The following is a 26,945-nucleotide window of genomic DNA, read 5'->3' on the forward strand; positions in this document are numbered from 1 at the left end:
AATGGTTTTTTATGAGTTATAAAAATACTATAAATTTTTAGTTCATCTACATTATAGATAAAACCCTTCCTAAACACGCTTTATAACCCGCTAAAAAATAAAGAAATTATTGGGTTAGATTTACTCTTGTTCTTTATAGATACCTATGTTTAGCTCTCCTGCTGCATTCATGGATGCTCGATACATGCCCGGCGTATTAAATTCCATAGCCACATTACCTTGGTGATCAATAGCAATAACCCCTCCTGTTCCTCCAAGTTCAGTTAATTTTTTTTGAATCACTTCTGTCGTAGCCCCCTTCAAAGGAATCCCTTTATATTCCATCATTGCAGCTACATCATAGGCTACTAGTCCTCTTATAAAATACTCACCCCATCCAGTACTGGATACTGCACAAGTAGCATTATTAGCATACGTCCCTGCACCAATAAGCGGTGCATCTCCAATTCGGTTCCATTTTTTATTGGTCATACCACCGGTGGAAGTACCAGCTGCCAAATTACCCTGTTGGTCTAATGCTACACAACCCACAGTACCATATTTCGAGTTTTTAATGATAGGGTCATAAAAAGAAACCGGCATTTGTGTGGTGTCTATAGCTTCTTTTTCCTTAATCCGTTGTAAGGCATCAAAGCGGTCTTGCGTAAAAAAATATTCAGGTTGTACCTGTTCTACTCCTCTTTGAGCAGCAAATTGTTCCGCACCTTTACCAGCAAGCAATACGTGGGGAGAATTTATCATTACCTCATTAGCCAGGTTTATTGGATTCTTTACTGTGGTAACACCAGCTACAGCACCTGCATTTAATGTCTTACCATCCATAATTGAAGCATCTAGTTCGTTAGTCCCCTCACTAGTAAAAACAGCTCCTTTACCTGCATTAAACAAAGGAGAATCTTCTAAAATATTTATTGTCTTTTGAACTGCTTCTAAACTTGTCCCTCCATTTTTTAGTATGGTGTGCCCTGTAGTTATCGCCTCTTTCAATTTGGCTTTGTAGGCTTGCTCCTTTTCTGGAGTCATATTTTCTTTGAGGATTGTGCCAGCTCCTCCATGGATAACCAAACCAAATGTTGGTTCGCTTGATCTAGTGTTTTCTACTGCAGCTGTTTCCTGTTGCTGTGATATTTTATCTGACTCTTGTTTACAAGAATAACTGAATAGCGTAAGCGTAATGATTAAAAAAAGACTTCTCATAAGATATGATTTGTTGTTTTAAGATTTTAAAGGTCAAGTCTACTGACTACTCTATATGTTTACAAAAAAGAAGTTTAAAAATACCATTTTTAATTCAGTATCGATATGCTTTAAAAATTAATTAACCTTAAACTCTCAAAGCTCAATACAATTAAATTATGGAATTTTTCCATACTAATTTGGAATTTTTCCTATATAAACATTTATATTTGAATTGAATTAAACGTCTATAGTTTGTCAGAAGACAATAATCCCTATACCAAATGCAAAATGATGATCCCATAAAAGGAAGAGGAGCACAAATCCATATCGCTAATAAGTTTGAGCAATACCGTAATGTAACAGATAGTGATTTCTTAAATCATACCCTACTAGAAGATGGAAAACTTACAAATACTAAAACAAGATTAATAGATACCTATCCAAAAACTATTGTAAATAGAGTTGATAGTCCAGATGTGGGTATGAATTATTCTTTAAATCCATATCAAGGCTGTGAACATGGTTGCGTGTATTGTTATGCTCGAAACTCACACGAATATTGGGGATATGATGCTGGTTTGGATTTTGAAAGTACAATTTTGGTCAAAAGAAATGCGCCAGACTTATTGGAAAAAAAATTGCAAAGTAAAAGGTGGATTGCACAACCCATTGTCTTATCCGGAAATACCGATTGTTACCAGCCCATAGAAAAGGACTTAGGTCTAACCAGAAAGTTACTTTCTCTTTTTTTAAAATATAAACACCCTGTAGGAATCATCACTAAAAACGCCCTTATTCAGCGTGATCTTGATATCCTTTCAGATTTAGCAAAAGACAACCTCATACGTGTAATTATCTCCATTACTTCCTTATCCGAAGAAACCAGACGACTATTAGAACCCAGAACTGCATCCGTTCAAAAAAAATTACAAACCATTGAAGTGCTCACAGCGTATCAAATACCTGTAAGCATTATGATGGCACCTATCATTCCCTCTTTAAACAGTCACGAAATACTAGCACTAGCTAAAGAGACCTCAATAAGGGGAGCTCATTCAATTGGTTATACAATGGTGCGATTAAACGGTGCAATAGGAACGATCTTTACGGATTGGCTTCAACGAACTATGCCAGATAAAAAAGAAAGGATTTTGAATCAAATTAAACAATGCCACGGTGGGCAACTTAACAATAGTAACTATGGTCAACGTATGAAAGGAAGTGGTGAATTGGCTGATCAAATCGCTCAATTATTTGGAGTAGCACGCAAAAAGTATTTTTCTAAGAACAAAACAACTCAATTGAATTGTGAGCTCCACAAATTTCATAAAGACAATCAATACAAACTATTCTGAGACCTGGAGGTTTAGGTTATTAACGAACACCACTAAACATCGTCAAAGTACTTGACAAACCATTGTTTGTCAAAAGAATAACTACTATAAAAAACTAATTTATTCCTAAATTTTAGCTACTTGTCTTGTATATCTCTATTAAAAATAAGTACTTAGCATTACAAGTCAAGATAAATGATTACCATAGCAAAAATAATTTTAGAATTAATCATTCGTTACATTACACTGGCCGTAGATACGGTTGCAAACTTATTTGTTTAGTTAATTAAAGCTGTTCATTTTAAGTGTACTATTATCCGCATAGGCGTAACGCCTTTAAGAATGCTTATGGTTTGCCTTCCCATTCTTTGTAGAACTGTGCTAAAAAGGATTCCATAAACAGGTGCCGTTCTTCAGCAATTGCCTTTGCAGTATCCGTATTCATTTTATCTTTGAGCAACAGTAATTTTTCGTAAAAATGATTGATTGTTGGCGCTTTTGAGCGCTTGTACTCTTCTTTAGACATCGATAAATTTGGTGGAATTTGTGGGTCATACAAAGGCCTATTTTTAAACCCACCATAGTTAAAACAACGGGCAATACCAATAGCTCCTATCGCATCTAATCGATCTGCATCTTGCACTACCTGTAATTCTTTGGATGTAAATGAAGTGGTAAAGTTGCCTCCCTTAAAAGAAACGTTTTCAATAATTCTTACTACATGATCTACAATGGAATGGTGTACGCCTATTTTGGTTAAAAAATCCTTGGCCATCGCAGGACCAACAGATTCATCACCATCATTAAATTTAGCATCAGCAATATCGTGTAGTAGCGCAGCTAATGCTACCACCAGTGGATCTACTTTTTCTTTACTAGCAATCACAAGCGCATTTTTATATACGCGTTCCGTATGAAACCAATCGTGACCTCCTTCAGCATCTTTAAGCGTTTTTTTTACAAAAGCAATCGTTACTTCAATGAAGTCCGAATTTTTCATAAACTTCTATTTTATTAAAGCAGGTTCCACCCATTTAAATTGAAATACATCCTTAGGTATTACTAAACGTTCATTGATTCGCTGCATTCTTGCAGGTAACTTCATTACAAAATCTCTTGCTTTTTCTGCTTCATCGTTTAGATCTGTTAACTTATCAATATTCCATTTATCAATAAGCTTTTTCATGATATCTATGTAGTCTTGAGAAGTATACACCCCTAAGCGCTGTGCTGCATAAGAAAATTCTTCAAAAGCAGACCCTATACTTTGACCAGATTCTCTCAAAAAATGTGCTGGCATAACAATTTTCTTTTTCATCATATCGCTAAATGCAATCATCATTTGACTAGGGTCAACCTCAAAAATACTACGCACAAACTCGCTATAGGCATTATAATGACGCATTTCATCCCCTGAAATAATTTTACACATTTTAGCTAAAGATTTATTAGAATACTCTCTAGCCAACTTGGCAACGCGATTATGCGAAATATACGTTGCTAACTCCTGAAAACTAGTATATACAAAGTTCTTATAAGGGTCCTGATCTGTACCAATATCAAAACCATCGGCTATCAAGTGTTGAGTTGTTCGTTCAATCTCCTTCATATTTACTCTACCAGATAGGTAAAGGTATTTATTGAGCACATCTCCATGTCTGTTTTCTTCTCCTGTCCAGTAGCGGGTCCATCGAGACCAGGCGTTGCCACCTTCTTGCTGATTGATTCCTTCCACATCCATCAACCACGACTCATATGTTGGCAGGGCTTCTTCTGTTATGGTATCTCCAACCAAAACTACCCAAAAGTCATAGGGTAACTCTTTAGCAAGTTCTCGGAGTTCTTTAACCTCTTCAAAAAAAGTTTCTTCATTTTGAGAGTCCGGTAAAAAATCTGTAGGCTGCCAAATTTTGTCTACAGGAATGAGGAACTCCTCTATATAATCATCCACCTTTTTTTCTAGTAAGGTCATTACTTCTAATCGAATATTATCTAAAGCCATAACTTATTTTTTTATAATGTTCTGTGTGATTTTTTGTTGTATGTTTTCTATCAAATGATCTGGTGACAATTCACTTACCGCTATAGGTTCTTCAATCGTTAGGGTTAAATGTATGCCAATACCCATCGGAAAATTACCATAACGCAATAGTTTCCAGCTATTATTTATAGCCACCGGTACCACCACCGCATCAGGTATATGTTTAAAAAGTACCTTGAGCCCTGTGCCCGCAAAATTTTTAGGCTGACCGTTTCTGCTTCGGGTACCTTCAGGAAAAATAACAGCCGCATACTTATGCTCTTTAACGTAATTGGAAAACCTAATCAACTCTGGTATGGATTGCTTTGGGTTTTTGCGATCAATCAAGGCATTACCTCCGTGCCTAAGATTAAATGAAATACTTGGAATGCCTTTTCCTAATTCTATTTTTGATATAAATTTAGGGTAATGCTTTCGAAGTGCCCAGGTAATTAACGGAATATCAAACATACTTTGATGATTCGATACAATAATTAAAGGTTTTCCTTGAGGAATAACAAATTTTTTGCGAAAACTTATATAGACTCCCAAAAGGCTAAGACTCCCTAAAATGGATAGATTTAAATAATTTACCACGGTGTTATGGGCTGATCGACCTCCTAATTGTAAGGCAAGCCATTGCAAAGGGTGAAAGACTACCAGAATTAGACCAAATACCAGATAAAATAGAATACTAAATGGATATGAAATGAGTTTTTTAAGCACCTTTATTTGATTTGTGAAATTTTACTTTTCTCAACTAAAAAAGAAGCTGCAAGGTCTTACAATATTTTAAGTTAACCAATGCAAATTCGGATAAATTACTATGCAAGAATAGTATCCGTAAAAATGATGAGCATTCGTACATTTTCAAGTAAGCACTGACATAAAAAAAGCCGCCAAAAAGGCGGCTTATCTATACTAAATTACTTAACAGTGATCGTTATAAGCATCTTTCAGGTTTTCTGCAATCATTTCCGCAGGTCTTCCCTCAATATGGTGTCTTTCTAACATATGTACTAATTCACCGTCCTTAAATAAGGCCATAGAAGGAGAAGAAGGTGGAAATGGCACCATGTAAGATCTCGCCTTATCTGTTGCTTCTCTATCTACCCCAGCAAAAACAGTCACTAGGTTATCTGGCCTTTTCTCATTATCTAAGGAGTACTTAGCACCTGGTCTAGCATTTGCTGCAGCACATCCGCAAACAGAGTTTACTACAACTAGGGTAGTTCCCTTTTTAGTTATTGCTTGATCAACTTCTTCTTCTGTATGTAATTCTTGAAAACCTATACTAGTCAGATCCTCTCTCATAGGTTTTACCAATTCTGCTGGATACATATTTTCTTTATTTTTCGTGTTACAATTTTTGATAAAGATACGAATATCATACCATTATACGAGGCTTACTAATTTTGTCTGTTAAAAATGGAAAACCTGACAATTTTTCTAGTTTAGTAACAAATATTGTATTAAATCTACTTATACAAAGGTGACACTACTTATTTTTTTTATAACTAGTATCTTTGCCGCTTAATTGATTGATTTATGATAAAATGGTTCGCCGCCATAGTTGGGTATTCTTTTTTTAGGTTTCCAGGAGCACTTTTGGGATTTATCGTAGGTAGTTTGATAGACTCCGTAACAAGCGGTAAATCCAAAACAATAAAACAAACCTTTGCGACAAAACAACAAGTAACTCCCCGAGATTTTGAGTTAAATCTACTATCCCTTTCCTCAATTGTGATAAAAGCGGATGGCCACATTAACCAAACAGAATTAGACTATGTGCGGCAGTATTTTGTAAATGCCTATGGTAAGGACCGGGCCAATGCAACTTTTAGAACTTTTAATGAAATTATAAAAAACAGACAAGTCAATGCAGCTAGGATATGTATGGTCATCAATCAACATACACGTTATGCAACCAGATTACAGATTCTACACTTTTTATTTGGGATTGCTAATGCCGATGGTCAGGTAAGTACTGCTGAAGCTAACGAGATAGAACGCATCGCAGGATTTTTAAGAATTAATTTCAAAGATTTTGAAAGTATTAAAGCGATGTTCTTTAGAACAGGAGACCACTATTATAAAATATTAGAAATTGAAAAATCGGCTTCCGACGCTGAGATAAAAAAAGCCTATAGAACAATGGCAAAAAAGTATCATCCAGATAAACTTCAACAAATGGATGACGCTTATAAAAAAGGTGCTGAAGAAAAATTTAGAGCCGTACAAGAAGCTTACGAGCAAATCCGAAAAGAAAGGGGTTTTTCGTAATTAGTTGAGTCAAAAAAATTCTATTTTTTAGCAGTAACTAATTCACTCCATACTCTTTTGAAAAAAAGCTTGGTAAATGTAAACGTTGGCATACTGCTCATAATCTTTAGTTCTTCTATAAAGCTAGTCTCTTCATCTAAAAATCTAAAAATCAAAGAAGAATGATTTTTTTCGAACATCCGAGAAAACACCATACCCCCCTTGCTATTATTAGCATACAAATAGTCTAAGAATAATAAGTCATAAAACCAGAATCTGTTTTTTGAAACAAATTTACGCAGTGGCTTTTCTGATTTGATAAAAGGAATCAGTTGTGATGTTTTCTTAATTGTATTCCTAAAGGTATACCCCGTACTTGCCTTAGTCCATCCCCCTGCGGTGCCAATATGTAAAATATTGTCACTGTTATTTTTCCAAAATTTATAGCAAGACATCGGTATACAACCCCCTTCTTTTCTTACAATTTCATAATCCTCAATTCCCAGTTGAGCTAAATATGCTTTTATACCCTCTTCATACTCTTCTTTACTTAATAGCTCCTTTGAAAAAAGTGTGTATTCTATGAGTGCCATATCTTTTGCAAATGGCAAAACATAAATAAAGCGCGTGTTACCGCTTTGGGGTATCGAAAAATCCATAAAAGTAGCAACGGAGTCATCGAATTGAGGGGATGAAGTTTTTACAAACCACCCTATGAAATGTTGTTGTAATAAGGGGTATCGTTTACTACTATTAAACTCTTGATCAAATGGAATACTATTAATTACCTTAGTTGCTTTGTACTTTTCTTTATTGGTGATTACTTCTACAAAACTTCCTTGATCTTGTATATCTTCTACTCGTTCATATTGTTGAGTAATTTGAGGAGATGACTTAATTACAGCGAGCGTCTTTTCATAAAAATCTAAGCTAGAAATATGCTTATAAGAAAATGGTCTTATGTCAAACCGTTTATCGAGCTGATCGCTTTTAAAATTTATGTAGTCCCAGTTTTTACTTACGATATCCTCAAAAGGTCCACTCTTGGAATCCCAAAAGCACCAGGTTCTGTCATCTTTATCTTTTTCTTGAGAATCTAGTAATAAGATTTTCTTGTCCTCAAAAAAGCGGTCACCGATCATTCGATACGCCAACATAAGCCCTGCAGCACCGCTTCCTGATATGATATAATCGAAATTTTTAATCATAAGTATAAAAATGAAGCAAAAAATAATGCTATAGCCATAAAAATATGAAGTGCTAATGCAAAGTTAAACTGTCGCTGCAACTTCTGATAAACCAAATGGATGCCTATCGCTACAATAAACCAACCTATATAGTTCTGTATAGGAACAACACCGTTTTTGAATTCCCAAAAATCGAATCTAGGCGCTGAGATTTCGATTATTAGATCAAGAAAAACCATCATTATAGCAGCAATGATCGCACAACTAATCCATCCTGGGCAAATTCTTTTAGCAATAGCAGCGGAACAGTATACTAAAATCGCCCAATTAACCCCTATAAGTATGGGAACGCCTAAAACCTTATACCCCAGATTAGCACCGTAGGCATATTCTCCAAAAATTAAACCATAGTTTACACCCAGAAATTCGACAAAAATACCCACTAAGAATGGTAATAAAAGATTGATCGCGGTTTTGGACCATGCTGTGGCATTCCAAAGAATTAAAAAAAGATATACTAAAAGATGCAAAGCTGTCAACGACAGAAATTGGGTTTCAAAGCCAGTAGCAATACCGATAACTCCAGATATGGTAAACAACCAAACTGTTATAATGGAAATTCTTAATTTTTTATCTGAACGCATATATTTTCCGATTATGATTGGACTAGATCTGAGACAATTTTTGCGGATAATAAACATAGTGGGATGCCTCCCCCAGGATGTACACTACCACCACAAAAATATAAATCATCAATGGTTGAAGAAAAATTAGGGTGTCTTAAAAATGCCGCAAATTTGTCATTACTAGACGCCCCATATAAAGAGCCCTGATAAGATTTTGTTTTACGCTCTATCTTACGTGGATCTAATAACTCCTCAACTTCAATTAGTGGCGCTATATCCGTATTTAAGATCTTAGATATTTTAGTGATAATATTTTTGCGCGATTGTTCAATAATTTGATCCCAATCCTGACCGGTATTACCGGGCACGTTTATCATTACAAACCAATTTTCGCAACCCTTAGGAGCGTCATTCTCTTCATATTTTGAGGTAATGTTGATGTAAACGGTTGGATCATCGTCTACAGTATTGTCCTTAAAAATAGCATCGAACTCCTTCTTATAGTTCGCTGAAAAAAAGATATTATGCAAATCAAGAGATTCAAAGGTCTTCTTTATACCCCAATAAAAGATTAGAGCTGAGCTCGATCTTGCCTGATTCAATACTTTGTCGGGTTGTTTTTGATCAGCTAGTAATTTCTTATAAGTAGGTACAATGTCCATATTAGAAACAACAACATCAGCATCTACCTCCTTTGAGCCAATTGCAACACCTGTTGCTTTGCCATTCGTTATTAAAATACGATCAACTACAGTATTAAAATTGAATCTAACCCCAAGCGTTTTGGCCAATTCATAAATTGATTGGGTTATGCTATACATCCCTCCTTTTGGCAAAAACATACCAAAATACTGCTCTAAATGTGGTATCATAGACATAATACCTGGTGTTTTGTAAGGCGAAGATCCATTATACGTAGCAAAACGATTGAAAAGTTGAATCAAATTTGGGTCGGAAAATGATTTTCTGTTCACCGCATCCAAGGTGGAATTGATATCCAAACTACCAATATTAAGTATAGCCTTAATGGTATCAGCGGATAGATACGTTGACGCTTTGTGCAGGGATTTTTCTAAAAAAAGTGATGCCGTAAGGTTATATTTTCTTTTGGACTTATTGAAATAATCAAGAATATCTTGTGCCTTTACATCAAAGGATTTTTCAGCAGCTTTGGCAAACAATTCTTGATCCGCATAGGCGGTAAATCGCGTACCGTCTTCATAAAAATATTGGCAAACAATTTCCTTTTTGTCATAGGCAAAAAAGGAACTTATATCAACATCTGCAACAGTAAACAACTCTTCCACAAATTGTGGCATTGTAAATAGTGAAGGGCCAGCATCAAAACGATACTCCCCGATTCTAATTTCTGATAATTTACCTCCTGGATAACTGTTAGCCTCAAATACTTCGACAGCGTAACCTAATTTTGTTAATCGCACAGCTGTAGCCAACCCTGCAATACCTGCTCCAATAATGACTGCTTTTTTACGTTCCATATGCGGGTTAAAGATAAGTTTAAAATTTTGAGCTGCTCCTATTTTGATTAAGTTTGGTATGGTTTTTTATATATCTTTAACAAACAAAATATTGTCTTATGATTAGGTTACTCGTTTTCGTTTTATTTACGGTTGGCGTTACATATGCTCAAGATACTAGTACTGATGATGTAGTACCTGCACCTAAAATAATCACCAAACTACCTTTAGGCCAAAAAGTTACCCTGGGCCAAAAAAGCATACAATTTATTGATGTGCTTGAGGATTCTCGATGTCCTACTGGAGTAGAATGTATTTGGGAAGGACAGGCAAAAGCAAAAATTAAGATTTTTGAAAACGATGAATTGCTTGAGGAAAAAATGCTAGTCTTCGGTGTAAAGAGTATTAATCCTGAGCGCACTTCTGAAGTCTGTAAAGACGGGAAACATACAGTTGTAGCCTATTCGCTTTCCCCATATCCTGAGGCTTCATCACCGATATCCAAGGCTAATTATACTTTGGACATTATCATAAAATAGTGCTTACTGAATTTAGATCAGTGGCAACCACAATCGTCTTTACCACAAAGAGTAGTGTCATCACCTGATTTCACAATGGACTTCCAAAAAAACTTTTTGAATATATAGCCGATCGCTAAAATAAAAGCCACAAGTACTAATATATGTTGAAATACGTATTCCATAACGCGCTTTATACAAAATATTATTGTAGCAATTGATATGCTAGCAGAGCTGCCAGATATGCAATCGCCGTCATAAAAGATAACTGAATTAATGGCCATTTCCAACCATTTGTTTCTCTTTTTACAATAGCTATGGTACTCATACATTGCATTGCAAATGCATAAAATAGTAATAGGGAAACACCTGTAGCCAAATTAAAAAGTCGACCCCCGGTGACCGGATTAAGCTCCGCGGCCATTCTATTTTTTATCGTTTCTTCATCATCGTTTCCTACACTATATATTGTAGCCAAGGTACCTACGAATACTTCTCTTGCTGCAAAAGAGCTGATAATTCCTATACCAATCTTCCAGTCATAGCCCAAAGGAGCTACCACAGGTTCAATTGCTTTACCAGCATAACCTATAAAAGAATATTCCAATTTAGTGGAAGTGATCTTTCGATCTAACTCTTGTTCGCTAAGATTTGGGTATTCAGCTTTAACAAGTTCTTCTGCGTTATCGAATTTATCATTTGGTCCAAAACTGGCCAACACCCACAGGATGATAGAAATGGCTAAAATAATTTTTCCTGCACCAAAAATAAAGGCTTTCGTTTTTTCGATAACGTTTATAGCTACATTCTTAAACATTGGTACTTTATACCCTGGCATTTCTATAACGAAATAGGTTTTACTTTTAATTTTTAAAGATTTATTGAGTAGCCACGCTGTAGCTACCGCTGCTCCAAAACCAATAAAATATAAGATCATCAAAGCGATACTCTGATAACTTAGAATCCACCCTACCTTTTTATCGGGTATAATGAGTGAAATGATAATAAGATATACAGGCAATCGCGCAGAACAAGTAGTAAAGGGCACCACCAGGATGGTAATTAGTCGTTCTTTCCAGTTTTCAATGTTTCTGGTCGCCATCACCGCAGGTATAGCGCACGCAGTACCAGATACTAACGGCACCACACTTTTACCACTCAATCCAAAGCGACGCATTACCCGATCCATCAAGAAAACTACTCTACTCATATAGCCGCTTTCTTCGAGTATTGAAATAAAGAGAAACAAAAAGGCAATCTGGGGTATAAAGATGACAATACCTCCTAAGCCAGGGATGATCCCTTCGGTAATTAAATCCATAAACGGGCCAGCAGGAAGTATTCCTTTTAGAGATTCACTGATCCATACAAAGGCTTCATCAATCATATCCATAGGATATGAAGACCAATCGTATATCGCCTGAAAGATGAGTAATAGAATAGTAAAAAAGATAAAATAACCCCAAAATCGATGCGTAAGTATTCTGTCTAGTCGCTCTCGCATTCCGGTAGCTGCACGCTGATCGACAGTAACTGTTTTTGTAAGGGTTTCGTTGATAAACTTATACCGCTTTATCGTCTCTTGCTGTTGCATTCGCTTCAGCTGACTTTCAGATTTTAATTTAAAATCTGGAGTTTCTTCTATACCTCGCTTATCGAATTTTCTGAAGTTAACATCCTGTGTAATCACTAACCACAATTTATATAGTGAGTGATTCGGAAATGCTTTTTGTAAGCTTTCAAAATAATCTGGAGCAAAAGTCAATGCATCTACACAAGGCGTTTTAGAAAGAGAAGCATAGGAAGAAATCAGTTCTTTCAATTCAGGAATTCCCTGATTTTTTCGGGCGCTAACCAATACTATTTTGGTGTGCAATAGTTTTTCTAAGGCTTCTACGTCGATAGAAATACCTTTGCGTTCCATGCGATCTGCCATATTTATCACCAAAATGGTAGGTATATGCAGATCCTTTATTTGTGTAAAAAGTAAAAGATTTCGTTTTAGATTTTCAACATCACTAACGACAACCGCAACATCAGGAAAATCTTTGTCGTTTTTATTTAAGAGTAATTCAATAACTACATTTTCATCAAGGGAAGAAGCATTAAGACTATAAGTACCTGGTAAATCCAATATATGTGCCTTAACTCCTCGGGAAAGCTTGCAAATTCCTTCCTTTTTTTCGACAGTTATACCAGGATAATTACCGACTTGCTGATTTAGTCCGGTAAGCAAATTGAACACTGATGTTTTTCCGGTATTAGGATTACCAATTAGAGAAACTTTAATTTGCTTAGACATACAGAGGGTTTACGGATGCAGAATTTGAACTTCGATCTGGGCAGCGGTTTCCTTACGAATAGCCAAGTGACTGCCATTGATATTTAGATACATTGGACATTGAAAAGGTGCTGTTTGTACAATCTGTACTTCGTTACCTGGCAAACAACCCATTTCTAATAACTTCAGCGGTATGACATCAGAAGTAATGTCTTTTATCTTTGCCTTTTCTCCTCTTTTTAAATCTGCGATTGTAATTTTCAAATCCTTATTTAGATTAATTTAAAACTAGACAAAAGTAAGGTAAAAAAAATCATCTCAAAAACATCGCTCCTAAAAATAATACTAAGGTTCTGCTAATTAACAAAACATAACACCCTATTTCTGATCAGCACCCGTCGATTAAATAAGTTATAATGTTTTTAAGAGCTCAATATCGTCCATAAGCTGCTCAATGTCTTCAGGATTCGTACCGTCATAAAATCCTCTGATTTGATTTTTTGTATCCACCAATACAAAATTCTCCGTATGTATCATATCATAAGGTCCTCCATCCCCATCAGATTTTGCGACGAGATACGATTTTCTGGCCAGTTCATAAATTTGTTTTTTATCCCCAGTGACTAAATTCCAGCGTTGATCATCTACTCCTTTTTGGATTGCGTAGGCTTTTAAACGTTCTGGTGTATCTATAGTTGGTGTTACACTGTGAGAAATTAAATAGACCGTAGTATCGTTTTGCTTGTCTAATCGTTCTTGTATTTGTACCATATGATCCGTCATAATGGGGCAAATGGTTTGGCAGGTCGTAAAAAAGAAATCCGCTACGTAAATCTTATTTTGGTAATCTTTTTGGGTAATCGTTTTTCCATTTTGATTAACCAATTCAAAATCTTTAATCTTATGATATTTTCTAACGTGCTGCACCGTACTATCTACTAGTTCCAAATTTACCATATCAGGTTCATAAATTGGTAAGGTCGGATTTGGTTTCAATATGCTATACATTATGGATACAATAACCACCGATAACACCAACATTACCACCGCCAGAAACTTGTATTTCGCAAAAAATTTAAGCATTTGAGTATATGAATTATAGCTGCTGCAAAAATACAAGTATAGCTTTTTATATCCCATATTGATTTAAAAAAATACTAAATCCCAGTATATGAGCAATGATTTCTTTTATAAACTGGTCTAAAAGATTACTTTTGCGTGATTTAATTTTGAAGAAAAACCTATGAGTCCATTTTTGGTAAAGGCACTACAATTATTATTAAGCTTATCGCTCCTAATCGTATTACACGAATTGGGACATTTTATACCCGCAAAATTATTTAAAACGCGCGTAGAGAAATTCTTTCTCTTTTTTGATGTAAAGTTTGCGTTATTTAAAAAGAAAATTGGTGAAACGGTCTATGGTATCGGTTGGCTGCCTCTGGGAGGATATGTTAAAATCTCCGGAATGATAGATGAGAGTATGGACAAAGAGCAAATGGCTGCTCCACCACAGCCGTGGGAATTTAGATCCAAACCAGCCTGGCAGCGTTTAATTATTATGCTTGGCGGTGTAACGGTAAATATTATCGTTGGCTTTGTCATTTATATGGCCATAGTATTTACTTGGGGTACTGTTCAAATTGGTGCAGAAGATATGCCCGATGGATTTTATGTAGATCAGTCTTTTAAGAAATATGGATTTGAAAATGGAGATCGAATTCTAAAGGTTAATGACAAAGAACTTGAAAATGCTACCGATATCAATAAACACTTATTTCTTAGGGATATCAATACTGTAACTGTTCTCCATCAAAATGGTAATAAAGAAAAGCTTACTATACCCGAAAACATTGGAACCATAATGTTTGAGTCTGGCGTATTACAACCGCTATACCCAATTACACAACCAGTCATTGATAGTGTAGTTGCGGACACACCTGCTGCACAATCAGGAATAACTAAAGGCGATAAAATACTAGCCGTTAACGGAGCTTCCATATCTTATTGGAATGAATTTCAACGTTTAAAAGCGCAAGACACAACTAATGCTGCTTTATCCTTAAAAATACTGCGTGATGGAGAAGAGAAACTCATCAACGTACAACCTGATGAAGAAGGAATTATCGGAGTATACCCTATAACTAGCTATACCGTACAGCGCATAGAATACTCTCTTGGAGAAAGTATCAGTAAAGGTATTGACTACGGTTACTGGACACTACACGATTATGTTGCTCAATTTAAATACGTATTTACCAAAAAAGGAGCGCAACAAGTAGGTGGTTTTGCTGCCATCGGTAATCTTTTTCCAGAAACCTGGAACTGGGCAGCGTTTTGGGGAACTACCGCATTTATTTCAATCATTTTAGCATTCATGAACATATTGCCCATCCCCGCTTTAGACGGAGGTCATGTCATGTTTTTATTATATGAGATTATTGCAGGACGTAAACCTAATGATAAGTTTATGGAATACGCACAATTAGTAGGATTTGTAATCCTTATTGCCTTATTATTATTCGCCAACGGAAATGATATTTATAGAGCGATTACTGGAAGCTAAAAAAAATTAAAAAACCTTTTGGCTATTTAAAAAAGTAATCTATATTTGCACTCGCAAAACGAGAAAAACACTTCTTTTTTGCAGACATAAATTCCTCCTTAGCTCAGTTGGTTAGAGCATTTGACTGTTAATCAAAGGGTCCTTGGTTCGAGCCCAAGAGGGGGAGCTTAAAAGAAAAAACGTCATCTGAAAAGATGGCGTTTTTTGTTTTTGCCTCTTTTGGGCGAGAAGTTTATCCTGAGCACAGTCGAAGGGAGCCCAAGAGGGGGAGCAAAATAAAGCCTTAACTTAAAGAAGTTGAGGCTTTTTTGTTTTAATTCATATTTTTACCACTCTCTTCCAACTTCTAGTGTTCTTGGTTTTCTGTTAGTCTATAAAATGTTTCTCAAAATCATACCTAGGTATTGGATTAAATCCTATTTTTAAGTGTAAAATAGCACGTATTATCAAACAGTGTACTACTTTAAAAACATAAACCTTTTTATGGAACAGCGATCTAAACAGGCTAAAGCAATAGTATTTTATTTTTCATTAGTACTTTTTGTAGTTTTTCCGGATCACACCCTGCATGCTCAACTTACCCAAGATACAGATGTGCTTTTTAAGGAAGCATTATCCTTATCAAAAAGTGGAAATCTAGAAGAGGCCTTGGAAAAAACAAATACGATAATAAGTCTTGCTCCTGAGTATACTGAAGCTCGATTATTAAGGGTCCGCCTTTTACATCGCTCTAACCAAAACAATACCTTGGCAACAACGGATATTGTAACCTTATTGAGTTCGGCCGAAGCTAATTTGCGTCCAGAGATTAAAAACTTAGCGATACAGCATATCAACCACCTTGAAAATGTTGAGGAATTATCTAATTATAAAAAAGAAATAGAGCCCTATTATGAAAAAGATGTAGCGCTTTATTTACAATTTACGGAGCGATATATTCAATTAAAAGAAACACAAGCGGCTAAAGAATCCTTACAGCAGGTTATTGGAAAAATAGGGTTTTCTGATCAAGAAAATTATAGATTACAGCAATTGATCAAAGCGCTTTATACCAACAAAATATCCGCTAATCACGAGGTAATTTCATTTCTTAATGACTACCCTGTGCAACAGTCGTGGAACACCACAAGTTTGGAGTATCAAAAAACCATAGGGTTGACAGCTGTTATTGCCCGTGCTACATATAGTGATCGTTTTTTTACTGATGGAATGTTGTACCAATTAGAGGCTTACCCTGTTTTTACAGATCGTATCTATGCTTTTGCTGAAGTGAGTTATTCTGATGCTGATTTCTTTCAAAATTATGGCGTTAGCTTGTCCGGGTATTTTGGAATCGGGAAAGGTTACGAATTAGAGACTGGTTTTCGGTATTTGGACTTTGATACGGATGACTTTTTCTCTGTTACCATAGGACTTACTAAATATGTGGGAAGATTTTATATAAACACCCGATCCTTCTTAGGACCTAAGATAGATGACAATTTTATTCAAAATTATCAACTCAATCTAAGATACTACCTCAACAACCCTGAAGACTATATTTTTGGTCGAGTTGGAACCGGAATATCACCTGATGACTCCTCACGATTTACGCAAGTAAACGCCAATCCTGACTTGGTAGCCTGGTATGGGACCTTAGGTATTTATAAAACCTTTAGAAAAATTGCAGGTACCTTTAGTGTAAGCTATTTGAATGAAGATCTGACTGGCGGCCGCACGGGGAATCAACTTTCTGGTAATCTTGGACTAAGTTATCGTTTTTAGCACTGCTGCTATTTTGATGTAAATCCTTTTCTGGTCATATTACCCCAAGAAGATTTGATTTTAAATATCTTTTTGAAGTAGCCTTTTATTTCTGCAAATACCATAATAGGGTGATTGATAAAAGGCTCAACATAGGCGGCTATCAACAGTTGTATCAAAATTTTAGGCTTTGCATAATGTCTAAAACTAATGGTGTACAATAAAATTGAGATGGTTGAAAAAATACAGCCAATTAGATAAACCGCAATAAATAAGTATATCGCAAAAGGAAGGTTGATCCAGCCCAGGCTAATATATATCACCAGAATGATTAAACCCAAAAACTCCACAATAGGAGCACACAACTCAAAAAATATCCAATACGGAAAAAACACCAAGCCCATACTGCGATATTTAGGGTTAAAGAACAAGTATCTATGCTTTTTCATAGTCTCCCATAAACCTCTAGCCCACCGGTCGCGTTGCACCGCATAAATCTTAGCGGTTGAAGGCGCTTCTGTCCAGCATAAGGTCTCAGGGATATACACCACATCGTAAGGTATCTTTTGGCGCTCCATATGAGCTCGTAGTCGAATACAAAGTTCCAGATCCTCCCCTACTGTATTTTTATCAAGCCCTCCTACTTCTAAAACCCGCTTAGTAGGATAAAGTCCAAACGCGCCAGAAACTAATAACAATCCATCAATTTGCGTCCAAGCCATCCTACCTAATAAAAAGGATCGTATATATTCTACCACCTGTATCCTGGCAATGATACTTTTAGGTAAACGCAACTCACTTAAAGTTCCATTTTTGATTTTAGAATCATTAGCAATACCGATAGCACCACCACAGGCAATAACTTCTTTATCTAATTGCTCTAAATAAGGTCGTACCATTTTGAGTAAGGCATCTTGCTCAATAATGCAATCGGCATCAGTACAGAGGATTAATTTTGTTTTTGCGTAAGAAATACCTGTATTTATGGCATCTGCACGGCCACCATTTACTTTATCAATAACGGTAAGATTACTATACTTTGGATTTTGGCTTTTATAAATACCAACAACCTCCTTGCAATCAATGTTTTCATTTCCTTTATATAAAGGCACAGTAGATAACTCAAAATCATCTATTAACTGTTGTAGGGAATCATCTTTGCTACCGTCATTAACAATAATTAATTCATAATACGGGTATTGAATAGAAAGTAAAGAACGAACGTTGGTAACAATAGTTTTTCCTTCATTATAAGCTGGTGCAATTAAACTTATGCTGGGCAAGTCGATAGCTTTTTTAATGTCCTTTACATTAAGGAAACCTACTCTTTTTTTGTTCTTTCGAATCGCTAAAATCGCTAAGAGGATAAACGAAAAGTACCACATAAACAATGCTATCCCATACACAAGAAAAAAGTAATCCCACCAATTATGACCTATTTGATTCAACATAGTTTACTAATTATTAGCCTGTAATAAGGGTGTAAGTTTTTGATCCAAGACTACGTTATTTGCACGCAACTTGTAAGCTTGATAATGTTGACCTAACAACTTTAAGTCGTCTTCATCAAAGGAAAGCTCATCTAAGAGCTCTAATGCCATATTAGCGACATATTTGTGCTCTGAAAATAGTTCCTGGATAGCATACCAGTTATAGTTTTGCACATGAAATCTTCTGATTATTCGCAGACATAATTCCCGTGATGATGGGCTTTCTGCCTGTATTGCTTTCTTAAAAAAAGTATCATCAAATTTAGGATAATATTGATGTAGCTTTTCAACAATTCGTATTTGTTGCCATAAGGAAATTGGAAATTTTACATAAGGTAAAATTCGCAAACTCTTCCATCCCAAAAAACGCACTAATGCTATCTGAGCTTCTCTACGAACCAAAATATGTTTATGACTATTAAGCTTAGCAATTAAATCAAGATTTTGGTCAATATCCAATTCATAAGATATCCAAATGGCTCTCGATTTCTTATACCAGTTGTTACTTTTAATATCTGCCTTTAGCTCCTTAGCCACCGTAACGTCTGTGGCAAACAAAAAAGACCAGGTATCACGATCCGTGATAAAAAAGTCCTTGATATTAATAATGATATTAGCTACATCACGCAAGTCCCTACTCTTTTTAATATAGCCCTGTAGCCAATGCGGAACCACAAACTTTGAAATTGGTAGGGATTTAGTATAGTTAATAGATACATACTGAATTACCTGCTCCTTTAATTGCTTTTTGCGTTTTACACGATATCTCCTTCTTAAAAGGCTATAACCAATAGATAACCATAACCCTCCCAAAATTAAGAGTAGCAAAAAAATAAGTTGAATAAGCTGTTGCTCTAGCATTAAACGTATTTAAAAATTTTATCCTTTAAGGTTCTGATATCTACAGGTAGTGTGATGTACTCTTCAATACCCAATTGCTCAATGTCATCCTTAACATTTTGATGTTCCATTTGTGTTACCACAATCAACTTAGCCTCTGGCAATTTTTGATGTAAAAAATCGATGTACTCATTGGTGAAAATACCGTCAACAGACAATTCGGTGACTACTAACTGATAATTGTTTGCTGCAATCAGTTGCTCAACCTCATCAAAGGTGGTAGCAATAGTACAATCTTTGCCTGAAGCTTCGACAAAGTTTTTAAGCACATTGGCTATGATATCTTCTAATACAATTAATACCGTACTACTATTCATTATTAATTTCTCCTCTAGTAAATATAAAATACTTTTAGCATTCTAAATATATCAAGTCCATAGTTTTTTAATTTTAATCAGGAAAAACTTTTCACTGAAACCAAGAAACTTTAAGATCTAAGAATAAACTATCAAGCTTTCATCTAAAAGGTCTATTTTAGCTGAAAAACATAGGATGCTATGATAAAGAAAAATGAAGAGCTTTTTTATTTAATCAAATCGCTTAACAAAAGTGAAAAACGATACTTTAAGGTACCCCATCAAACTAATCCCAGTGCAGAATATTTAATTTTGTTTGCTGCGATAGACGCACAAGAAAGCTATGATGAAAATGCGATAAAAGCTGAGTTTAAAGACAAAACCTTTGTGAATCAACTTACTACTATTAAAAATTACCTGAAACAAAAAATAATGCAGTCCTTAAGAGATTTCCATGCTAAGATATCTGTGGAAGCTGAATTGATTGACATTATAAGAAATGTAGAAATATTATATCATAAAGGGTTGTACAGCATTTGTTTAAGCGAGTTAAAACGTGCCGAAAAAAAAGCCATACGTACGGAAAATAACAAACTATTATTTCATATTCTAAGCTGGAAGTTAACTATACTTAAAAGCCTACCTAATATTGACCAGAAAACCCTACGCAACCTTGTTAACCAACAAAAACAAGTCTTAAAAACTATAAAAGACTACGTTGATTTGACTGCGGCGCATCTTCTTCCCAATGAAACCACCAAACCTCATAATAAAACATCTTCCTTGCTCAACAAAACTCTTAAAACCTCCCACAAATACCAACAACTAATTGCTCAAAATGCCATCGATAAAGCCAAGAAATTACTGGAAGATGTACTTAAAGACTGGGAGGATAATACCTTGATGTTAGAAGAGTCTTTCACCACTTATTTTTCAATTGCCAACGATTATATTGATTTATTGGTGAAGCAAAAACAGTTTAGAGAAGGCCTCGTACAAATCCTAAAGCTTAAGCAAAAGGCAACTCAATATGAGGAACAATCAGCAGCATTTATCAATGAAAAACTGAGATTATTCACTGCGGAGTTAGAAATACGCAGACACTTAAAAGATTTACATACTACAAACGAAACGGTCCGAGAAATTAAGGCCTTTATGCAGGCAAATACCGCATTGGTTTCATTGAACTATAAATTGTCGCTGACGCTTCAATTTGCAAGTATTTACTTGACCAAAAAGAATTATGAAAATGTCTTAAGTTGTATTGATCTAATCTTGCGAGAAGATGTCAAAAAACAATTTAAAGAATTGCTATTACCAAGCTTATGGTTACAATTACTAGCCTACTACGAATTAGGAAAAAACAATTTGATAAAACCGCTAATCCCACAAATTAAAAAAGAAATTAAAAAGCAAAAAAACATAGCTCCCTATGAAGATGTTCTTTTTAAATTTATTAGGTCTACAGCACCGCTTTCTTCAGCAGAAAAAAAGCCTTTATTCATTACGCTAAAAGAGGAACTGCAAAATGTGCTGCATTCAAAATCCATACCTTATGATATTGAACAATGGATCAACTCCAAGTAACCGAATAAATAGTTGGTTGACGGATTTATGATTACAACAATCTAAAGTCGCTATCGCCTTTTAAGAGAAGTAAATATATACTCCTATTACTATAATACATATTAGTATTCCTACGATGTTGACATATTTCCAAGGTTTGATATCGACCTCTTTAGTATATTCCTGTACGTAGGGAGTTTCTCTTGGTTTAATTTTTCCTATAAATAGCATAATCAGCACATTAAACAAAAACAAAATTGCCATGACATGAAGGAAGTGTGGATAAGCATTAGCTTTCACCAATGCAAGTTCAGCCACATCTACGATACCATTATCCGCAGCTTTTTCCAATGCGCTATTAGTTAAGTGAGGCCGTACTATAAATTCACTTATACAATACAGTACTGAACCAGAAATCAATCCAATTTTTGCCGCTATAGCCGGCACATATTTGGTTAAGTATCCAACAACAATAATGGTTAAAATCGGAATACTATAAATCCCATTCACTTGTTGTAAATAGTTAAATATACTTTCAGTATTAGCTAATAATGGAGCTAAAAACATGGAAGCTATAGCAAGTATTATCCCAAAAAGTTTCCCATATTTAACGACTGTTCTTTCATCGGCCGTTTTGTTAATATGTTCTTTGTAAATATCAATACCAAAAAGGGTTACTGAACTATTCAAGACACTGTTGAAAGAGGAAAGAATTGCTCCAAATAATACCGCAGCAAAAAACCCAAGTAATGAGGGAGGTAGGACTTCTCTAACAAGCATCGGATATGCATCTACAGAATTATCGAGATTTCCTTCAAACATATGATAGGCAATAATACCTGGTAAAACCACAATAATTGGACCCAATATTTTTATAAAAGACCCCAAAAGCAATCCTTTTTGACCTTCTTTTAAATTTTTAGCTGCTAATGCTCGCTGAATAATCTGTTGATTAGTTCCCCAATAGAACAATTGTACCAACATCATACCTGTGAAAATCGTTGTAAAAGGAACTTCTGAAGTACTGCTTCCGATAGAATTAAACTTTTCCGGGTTTTCTGTGATAAGTATATCCAGTCCATCCATCATACTCCCATCCCCTATAGCCATTAAACCAAATACGGGAATAAATAAACCACCAATTAACAGCCCTATAGCATTAACCGTATCGGATACTGCCACTGCTTTTAATCCTCCAAAAACGGCATAAATAGACCCTATAACTCCAATAAACCATACACAGATCCATAAAGCCTGTACATCAGATACTCCAAGAAGTTCAGGGATATTGAACATACCACTAACGGCGGTGGATCCGGTATAAAGAATTATTGGCAACAGCACAACCACATAACCGGTTAAAAATAATGCTGAAGTAAGCGTTTTTGTGCTTTTATCGAATCGTTTAGACAAAAACTGGGGAATGGTTGTTAATCCTCCTTTAAGATACCGTGGTAATAAAAACACAGCTGTTATTACCATTGCTAATGCAGCTAAAGTCTCCCAGGCCATAACCACTAATCCATCGATATAGGAACTACCATTTAGACCCACTATTTGTTCGGTCGACAAATTGGTCAGCAATAAAGAGGCTGCAATTACTCCAGCAGTTAAACTCCTACCCCCTAAAAAATACCCATCAGAAGTGTTCTCATCTGTTTTTAAAGTGGCTATATATGAAATAACTCCAACCAATAGCGTGAAGCCTAAGAAAGAAATAATACCCATTGCATCGATTTTAAAAAATAAATATAGCGTATTTAAAATTAAAACTACAAGTTAGCGCAGCAAGCTTCAATACATTTATTTTACTAAACCTCTAGTTTTCAATAGCCAATCGTTTTGTGTAGGGTGATACAGCGTTTTAAGACACCCTAATGTTGAGTTTATGTATAGGTCAATACCATTTTTATTTACCATAAATAGAAGCGTCCATAATTAAAGTAAAGCATAGTTATTGCAAAGCTTTTTGAATTGAAGTAATAATTAAAGTATTTTTGAGTCCTTATTTATAAAAAATGAAGTCATTTCTTTTTCTGATTAGTTCACTACTCCTACTGGTTTCTTGTAAACAGGAACAACAGCAATCTACTAATACGGCTCTGCAGACCATTAAGCCATTAGACAGCTTATCCAAAAAAACAGCTGGCACTAAATTAAAAACACTCTCCCCTGAGTCCAAGAAAAAAGTCGGATCCTTTGATGACTATCAAAGTTTTGAAGATTTGATGATTACTCTAGAAAGTGCGAACCCATATTATATTCAAAAATATGCTGATAGTATTGATATCTTAATTTCTACCGTCCGCGAAAATTTGTCTGAAGATCTAAAAACAAAACCCATTGAGGCACGTTTAAAACTACTTGTCACCGAATCAGGGCTATTAAAAGATATTGCTAAAGAAAACAAACCGAAGGCAACCGAATTATTAAAAGCAAATACTAAACTTATCCTTGCTTATAATAGTCTAGCCATTCAACTCAATGAACTAACACTTGCTATCCCAGAGGATATTGAGAAAGAATTACTAAGAACAACCAAGAACTTAAGAGATTCCACGCAAATTTTAAAAGATGAAAATTAAACTTACACTTACTTCCTTACTCTTTTTTTTGGGATTGGCCTCTACGGTCTTCGCACAAGATGAAAGCCAACAAAAGGTAAATTCTGTATTAGAACAATGGCATAAAGCCGCGGCAGATGCAAATTTTGATGCATACTTTGGGCTAATGACCCCTAATTCTATATTTATTGGTACAGACGCTACTGAAAATTGGACTTATCCTGAGTTTAAGGCATTTGCAAAGCCCTACTTTGACAACGGAAAAGCCTGGAGCTTTACTACTCTTGAGCGTAATATCTTTATCAACAATGCTAAGGATATGGCTTGGTTTGACGAGCTATTACATACGCAAATGGGTATTTGCAGAGGTAGCGGTGTTCTTGTGCTGCAGGACAATGCCTGGAAAATCCAGCATTATGTCTTATCTATAGCTATACCCAATGCTAACGTAAGTGAAATTACCAAACTTAAAAAAGAGTTTGACAATAACCTCATTCAAAAGCTAAGTCAAAATCAATAAAAGTATTAGAGGGTATATTTTAGTGCCAGAATAAAGTTTCTACCGGCAGCTGCAATACCTGAAGAATACGCTCGATAGCGTTGATCTGTAATATTTTCAATCGAAAATGTCGCTTCCATATGTTCATTAAACTGGTATTGAGATCTTAAGTTTAGCGTATACCAGGATGGTGAATAGGGATTGCCATTTTCATCCTTAGCATATAAAAAAGCATTATTTTGCTGAGAGGGTGCTAATTCGTCAAAGTCAAACTGACCGTTGTAAACCGAAAATGCATCAATTTTTAAGCGCTGTGTGGTGTAGGTCAAATGCGTTGCACCAAATTGTGGAGCTACGTGTCTTGACGGTGCAACAGATCCATCATCTAACTCCTCTTCTCCGCCCACAAAAGTATATTGAGAAGTGAAATCAAAATGTTCTGCAAAATGGTACTTTATCCCAGCTTCAAATCCGTAAACTGTAGCATTAGCGGCGTTTTGTATCGCTTGTACATTACTTAACTCCCCTTGATAATCAATTTCCGTTTCGCCATTAAGATCAAAATCCCTTCTTACCAAGGCATTATTCAGAAAGGTAAAGTATGTCGCCAAATCAACAGAAAGATTATCTGCAAAATTTAATCGCAATCCCAATTCACCATTATATGAATACTCCGGTCGTAAATTTGGATTAGGCACTACTACTGAACCTGGTTCTGAATCAAAAATTTTCCCCACATCATCTACATTGGGTGCTCTAAAAGCAGTAGAAAAATTCAATTTCCACTGCAGTTTTTCATTAGGTAGCCAACTAAATCCAGCTGTTCCTGTAAGTGCGTCAGTATCTATCTTAGTTTCTTCAAAAGGAAAATCATAAAATTGAGTATCAAATTCGGCATTGAGAATAATTCGGTTATAGCGTAACCCACCTTGAAAACGAAGTTGGTCACTGAACTTGTGTTTTAAGCTTGCATACGCTGCGAAGGACTGCCAACTTGATCCATCTGGATAACGCGAAGGAGCAGCTTGTACATCACCAGTGTTTATATTCAATGTAGAGCCTTCAGAAAATACGTTGTTTAAAATATACTCTAAACCATAGTACAAAGAAATCCGTTCGCTGAACTTTTTTTCAAAATCAAAATTTAGCGTATAGGCGTCTACTTGCTCTTGAGTCCGTTCTAAAAAATCACTTCCGAAATTACGATCATTTCTACTTTCTTCAAAATATTGATAGGCTCCGGTTACCTTTAATTGATTGTACAAAATACTTCTGGATTTATGATACACTTGTAAGTTACCCATAAACCAGCGTTGCGGGCCATAATACCATTCTGACGAACGTAAATTGCCATTGCGTCTTCTGATTAATCGATCGTATCTCGGGTAATCCGAAGTAGTTGAATAGAGCAGTCCTAAGTTCATATCCCAATTTTCATTAGGTACATAGTCAATTTTTTGTAAAAAATTGATTTGCTCATACCCGGTAAACCGTTGTTTTTCGGGGTCATTATTCTGAACAACAACGTCTTCGCCATTGATTTGTTCCACATATTCCGGTCGTAAGTAATCGTCTGGTCCGTGGCTACCCATTTTTAAATCATCAAAATCGGTATAGCTAACACTAGTTAAAAAGGCCCATTTTTCTAGTCCATAATTAAAATCGATATGACCTGTTTTCTCATTACTTGCACTTGCATATCTTGTAGTTACAGATCCCTTTAAGTAGGCTTTATCATTAAGACCAAATGAGGGCTGCTTGGTATAAAAATTCATTACCCCACCCACTGCATCACTACCATATACCACCGAACCGGGGCCTAAAATAACTTCTGTTCGTTCTATAGCAAAAGGATCTATAGCAATCACATTTTGGATATTTCCTCCCCTAAAAATAGCCGTGTTCATTCGTACACCATCCACCGCAATCAACAATCGATTGGTGGAAAATCCGCGAATCATAGGGCTTCCTCCTCCTAACTGACTTTTCTGCACAAAAACCTGTCCACTATTCTGCAATAAATCCGCAGATGTTTGTGGCGTATTAAACGCTATCTCTTCAGAACCAATACTCACTATCTTTTGTGAGATATCTTTTTGTTCTTGTTTCCATTTTGAAACGGAAATAATTACCTCGGATAAGGCGTTTTCGTCATTTTCCAAAAAGACTTTGTAATTGAGTTTTTTCAGTTTAGACTTACGTATCCAAAAGGTTTTGTGAGCCACATAAGAAAAGTAAATGAGTGCATTTGGATTAAATTTAGTAAGGTCAGCCTTTCCATCAAAATCAGTTATCGTACTTACGGATTTGATTTCATTATATATAGCCACATCAGGCAACGGATCACCGGTAGCCTTGTCATAGACGGTTACAGTCTGTGCTGTGGCCCAATTACTGAAAATGGTAATGATAGCTGTTATAAAAAGTACTCGCATG

Annotated in this window: 24 protein-coding genes and 1 tRNA gene; 9 read left to right on the forward strand and 16 right to left on the reverse strand. The window is 35.6% G+C overall.

What is annotated here, in order from left to right; translation table 11 throughout:
- Positions 1–120: 120 nt before the first annotated feature.
- Complete coding sequence (locus tag EV197_RS01415; RefSeq protein ID WP_130284952.1) at positions 121–1,197, reverse strand: isoaspartyl peptidase/L-asparaginase family protein; 1,077 nt, start codon at positions 1,195–1,197, stop codon at positions 121–123.
- Positions 1,198–1,460: 263 nt separating this feature from the next.
- Between EV197_RS01415 and EV197_RS01420 the strand changes: the two genes are divergently transcribed.
- A complete protein-coding gene (locus EV197_RS01420) occupies positions 1,461–2,534 on the forward strand; it encodes a PA0069 family radical SAM protein (protein ID WP_130284953.1) in 1,074 nt (357 codons plus the stop codon).
- 325 nt (positions 2,535–2,859) lie between these two features.
- Here the strand turns inward: EV197_RS01420 and EV197_RS01425 are convergent, their stop codons facing one another.
- The 4 genes from EV197_RS01425 to EV197_RS01440 all read right to left on the reverse strand — a co-directional run bounded on the left by EV197_RS01425 (position 2,860) and on the right by EV197_RS01440 (position 5,874).
- Positions 2,860–3,513, reverse strand: a complete 654-nt coding sequence (locus EV197_RS01425) for an HD domain-containing protein (RefSeq protein WP_130284954.1) — start codon at positions 3,511–3,513, stop codon at positions 2,860–2,862.
- A 6-nt stretch (positions 3,514–3,519) separates the two neighbouring features.
- Positions 3,520–4,515 (reverse strand): acyl-ACP desaturase, encoded by a 996-nt coding sequence (locus EV197_RS01430; protein ID WP_130284955.1) that lies wholly within the window; start codon positions 4,513–4,515, stop codon positions 3,520–3,522.
- 3 nt (positions 4,516–4,518) lie between these two features.
- Positions 4,519–5,259 (reverse strand): lysophospholipid acyltransferase family protein, encoded by a 741-nt coding sequence (locus EV197_RS01435; protein ID WP_130284956.1) that lies wholly within the window; start codon positions 5,257–5,259, stop codon positions 4,519–4,521.
- Positions 5,260–5,463: 204 nt separating this feature from the next.
- Positions 5,464–5,874 (reverse strand): BrxA/BrxB family bacilliredoxin, encoded by a 411-nt coding sequence (locus EV197_RS01440; protein WP_130284957.1) that lies wholly within the window; start codon positions 5,872–5,874, stop codon positions 5,464–5,466.
- Positions 5,875–6,081: 207 nt separating this feature from the next.
- Between EV197_RS01440 and EV197_RS01445 the strand changes: the two genes are divergently transcribed.
- Positions 6,082–6,816 carry a tellurite resistance TerB family protein gene (locus EV197_RS01445; RefSeq protein ID WP_130284958.1) on the forward strand — a complete coding sequence of 245 codons (735 nt, stop codon included), beginning with the start codon at positions 6,082–6,084 and terminating at the stop codon, positions 6,814–6,816.
- A gap of 20 nt (positions 6,817–6,836) precedes the next feature.
- Here the strand turns inward: EV197_RS01445 and EV197_RS01450 are convergent, their stop codons facing one another.
- The 3 genes from EV197_RS01450 to crtD are packed head-to-tail and all read right to left on the reverse strand — an operon-like array spanning position 6,837 to position 10,107.
- Positions 6,837–8,003, reverse strand: coding sequence for a lycopene cyclase family protein (locus EV197_RS01450; protein WP_130284959.1), 1,167 nt, complete (start codon positions 8,001–8,003; stop codon positions 6,837–6,839).
- The gene (locus tag EV197_RS01455) at positions 8,000–8,626 is read right to left on the reverse strand and encodes a carotenoid biosynthesis protein (RefSeq protein WP_165388971.1); all 627 of its coding nucleotides are present in this window, start codon (positions 8,624–8,626) and stop codon (positions 8,000–8,002) included. The genes EV197_RS01450 and EV197_RS01455 overlap by 4 nt, the downstream gene beginning before the upstream one ends.
- An 11-nt stretch (positions 8,627–8,637) precedes the next feature.
- Entirely contained in the window at positions 8,638–10,107 is a 1,470-nt protein-coding gene (crtD, locus tag EV197_RS01460; protein WP_130284961.1) for a 1-hydroxycarotenoid 3,4-desaturase CrtD, read from the reverse strand.
- A 98-nt stretch (positions 10,108–10,205) separates the two neighbouring features.
- Between crtD and EV197_RS01465 the strand changes: the two genes are divergently transcribed.
- Positions 10,206–10,625, forward strand: a complete 420-nt coding sequence (locus EV197_RS01465) for a hypothetical protein (protein ID WP_130284962.1) — start codon at positions 10,206–10,208, stop codon at positions 10,623–10,625.
- A gap of 184 nt (positions 10,626–10,809) precedes the next feature.
- Here EV197_RS01465 and feoB read toward each other — a convergent pair whose 3' ends face one another.
- The 3 genes from feoB to EV197_RS01480 form a co-directional block, all read right to left on the reverse strand.
- Complete coding sequence (gene feoB / locus EV197_RS01470) at positions 10,810–12,906, reverse strand: ferrous iron transport protein B (RefSeq protein ID WP_130284963.1); 2,097 nt, start codon at positions 12,904–12,906, stop codon at positions 10,810–10,812.
- Between the two features lie 9 nt (positions 12,907–12,915).
- Positions 12,916–13,149 (reverse strand): FeoA family protein, encoded by a 234-nt coding sequence (locus EV197_RS01475; RefSeq protein WP_130284964.1) that lies wholly within the window; start codon positions 13,147–13,149, stop codon positions 12,916–12,918.
- A gap of 147 nt (positions 13,150–13,296) precedes the next feature.
- Positions 13,297–13,968 (reverse strand): SCO family protein, encoded by a 672-nt coding sequence (locus tag EV197_RS01480; protein WP_130284965.1) that lies wholly within the window; start codon positions 13,966–13,968, stop codon positions 13,297–13,299.
- A 160-nt stretch (positions 13,969–14,128) separates the two neighbouring features.
- On the opposite strand from EV197_RS01480, the gene rseP reads away from it, so the two are divergent.
- The 3 genes from rseP to EV197_RS01495 all read left to right on the forward strand — a co-directional run bounded on the left by rseP (position 14,129) and on the right by EV197_RS01495 (position 17,215).
- A complete protein-coding gene (gene rseP, locus EV197_RS01485; protein ID WP_130284966.1) occupies positions 14,129–15,451 on the forward strand; it encodes an RIP metalloprotease RseP in 1,323 nt (440 codons plus the stop codon).
- Between the two features lie 92 nt (positions 15,452–15,543).
- Positions 15,544–15,617: transfer RNA gene (locus tag EV197_RS01490), tRNA-Asn, on the forward strand.
- 317 nt (positions 15,618–15,934) lie between these two features.
- On the forward strand, positions 15,935–17,215 hold the full coding sequence (locus tag EV197_RS01495) for a YaiO family outer membrane beta-barrel protein (protein WP_130284967.1): 1,281 nt from the start codon (positions 15,935–15,937) through the stop codon (positions 17,213–17,215).
- 8 nt (positions 17,216–17,223) lie between these two features.
- Here EV197_RS01495 and EV197_RS01500 read toward each other — a convergent pair whose 3' ends face one another.
- From EV197_RS01500 to EV197_RS01510, 3 genes are read right to left on the reverse strand one after another with little or no spacing between them, the layout of a single operon-like run.
- Positions 17,224–18,645, reverse strand: coding sequence for a glycosyltransferase family 2 protein (locus tag EV197_RS01500; RefSeq protein ID WP_130284968.1), 1,422 nt, complete (start codon positions 18,643–18,645; stop codon positions 17,224–17,226).
- Between the two features lie 6 nt (positions 18,646–18,651).
- Positions 18,652–19,545 (reverse strand): hypothetical protein, encoded by an 894-nt coding sequence (locus EV197_RS01505; protein WP_130284969.1) that lies wholly within the window; start codon positions 19,543–19,545, stop codon positions 18,652–18,654.
- Positions 19,545–19,901, reverse strand: coding sequence for a response regulator (locus tag EV197_RS01510; RefSeq protein WP_130284970.1), 357 nt, complete (start codon positions 19,899–19,901; stop codon positions 19,545–19,547). Before EV197_RS01510 ends, EV197_RS01505 begins: the two co-directional genes overlap by 1 nt.
- Positions 19,902–20,081: 180 nt before the next feature.
- On the opposite strand from EV197_RS01510, the gene EV197_RS01515 reads away from it, so the two are divergent.
- A complete protein-coding gene (locus EV197_RS01515) occupies positions 20,082–21,467 on the forward strand; it encodes a hypothetical protein (RefSeq protein ID WP_130284971.1) in 1,386 nt (461 codons plus the stop codon).
- Between the two features lie 60 nt (positions 21,468–21,527).
- Here the strand turns inward: EV197_RS01515 and EV197_RS01520 are convergent, their stop codons facing one another.
- Positions 21,528–23,174 carry a solute:sodium symporter family transporter gene (locus EV197_RS01520; RefSeq protein ID WP_130284972.1) on the reverse strand — a complete coding sequence of 549 codons (1,647 nt, stop codon included), beginning with the start codon at positions 23,172–23,174 and terminating at the stop codon, positions 21,528–21,530.
- A gap of 290 nt (positions 23,175–23,464) precedes the next feature.
- Between EV197_RS01520 and EV197_RS01525 the strand changes: the two genes are divergently transcribed.
- Positions 23,465–24,031, forward strand: a complete 567-nt coding sequence (locus EV197_RS01525) for a hypothetical protein (protein WP_130284973.1) — start codon at positions 23,465–23,467, stop codon at positions 24,029–24,031.
- Complete coding sequence (locus EV197_RS01530) at positions 24,021–24,530, forward strand: nuclear transport factor 2 family protein (protein ID WP_130284974.1); 510 nt, start codon at positions 24,021–24,023, stop codon at positions 24,528–24,530. The genes EV197_RS01525 and EV197_RS01530 overlap by 11 nt, the downstream gene beginning before the upstream one ends.
- 5 nt (positions 24,531–24,535) lie before the next feature.
- Here EV197_RS01530 and EV197_RS01535 read toward each other — a convergent pair whose 3' ends face one another.
- Positions 24,536–26,944 (reverse strand): TonB-dependent receptor, encoded by a 2,409-nt coding sequence (locus EV197_RS01535; protein WP_130284975.1) that lies wholly within the window; start codon positions 26,942–26,944, stop codon positions 24,536–24,538.
- Position 26,945: the final 1 nt, after the last annotated feature.

This window comes from Aquimarina brevivitae (assembly GCF_004216895.1).
GTDB classification, from domain to species: domain Bacteria; phylum Bacteroidota; class Bacteroidia; order Flavobacteriales; family Flavobacteriaceae; genus Aquimarina; species Aquimarina brevivitae.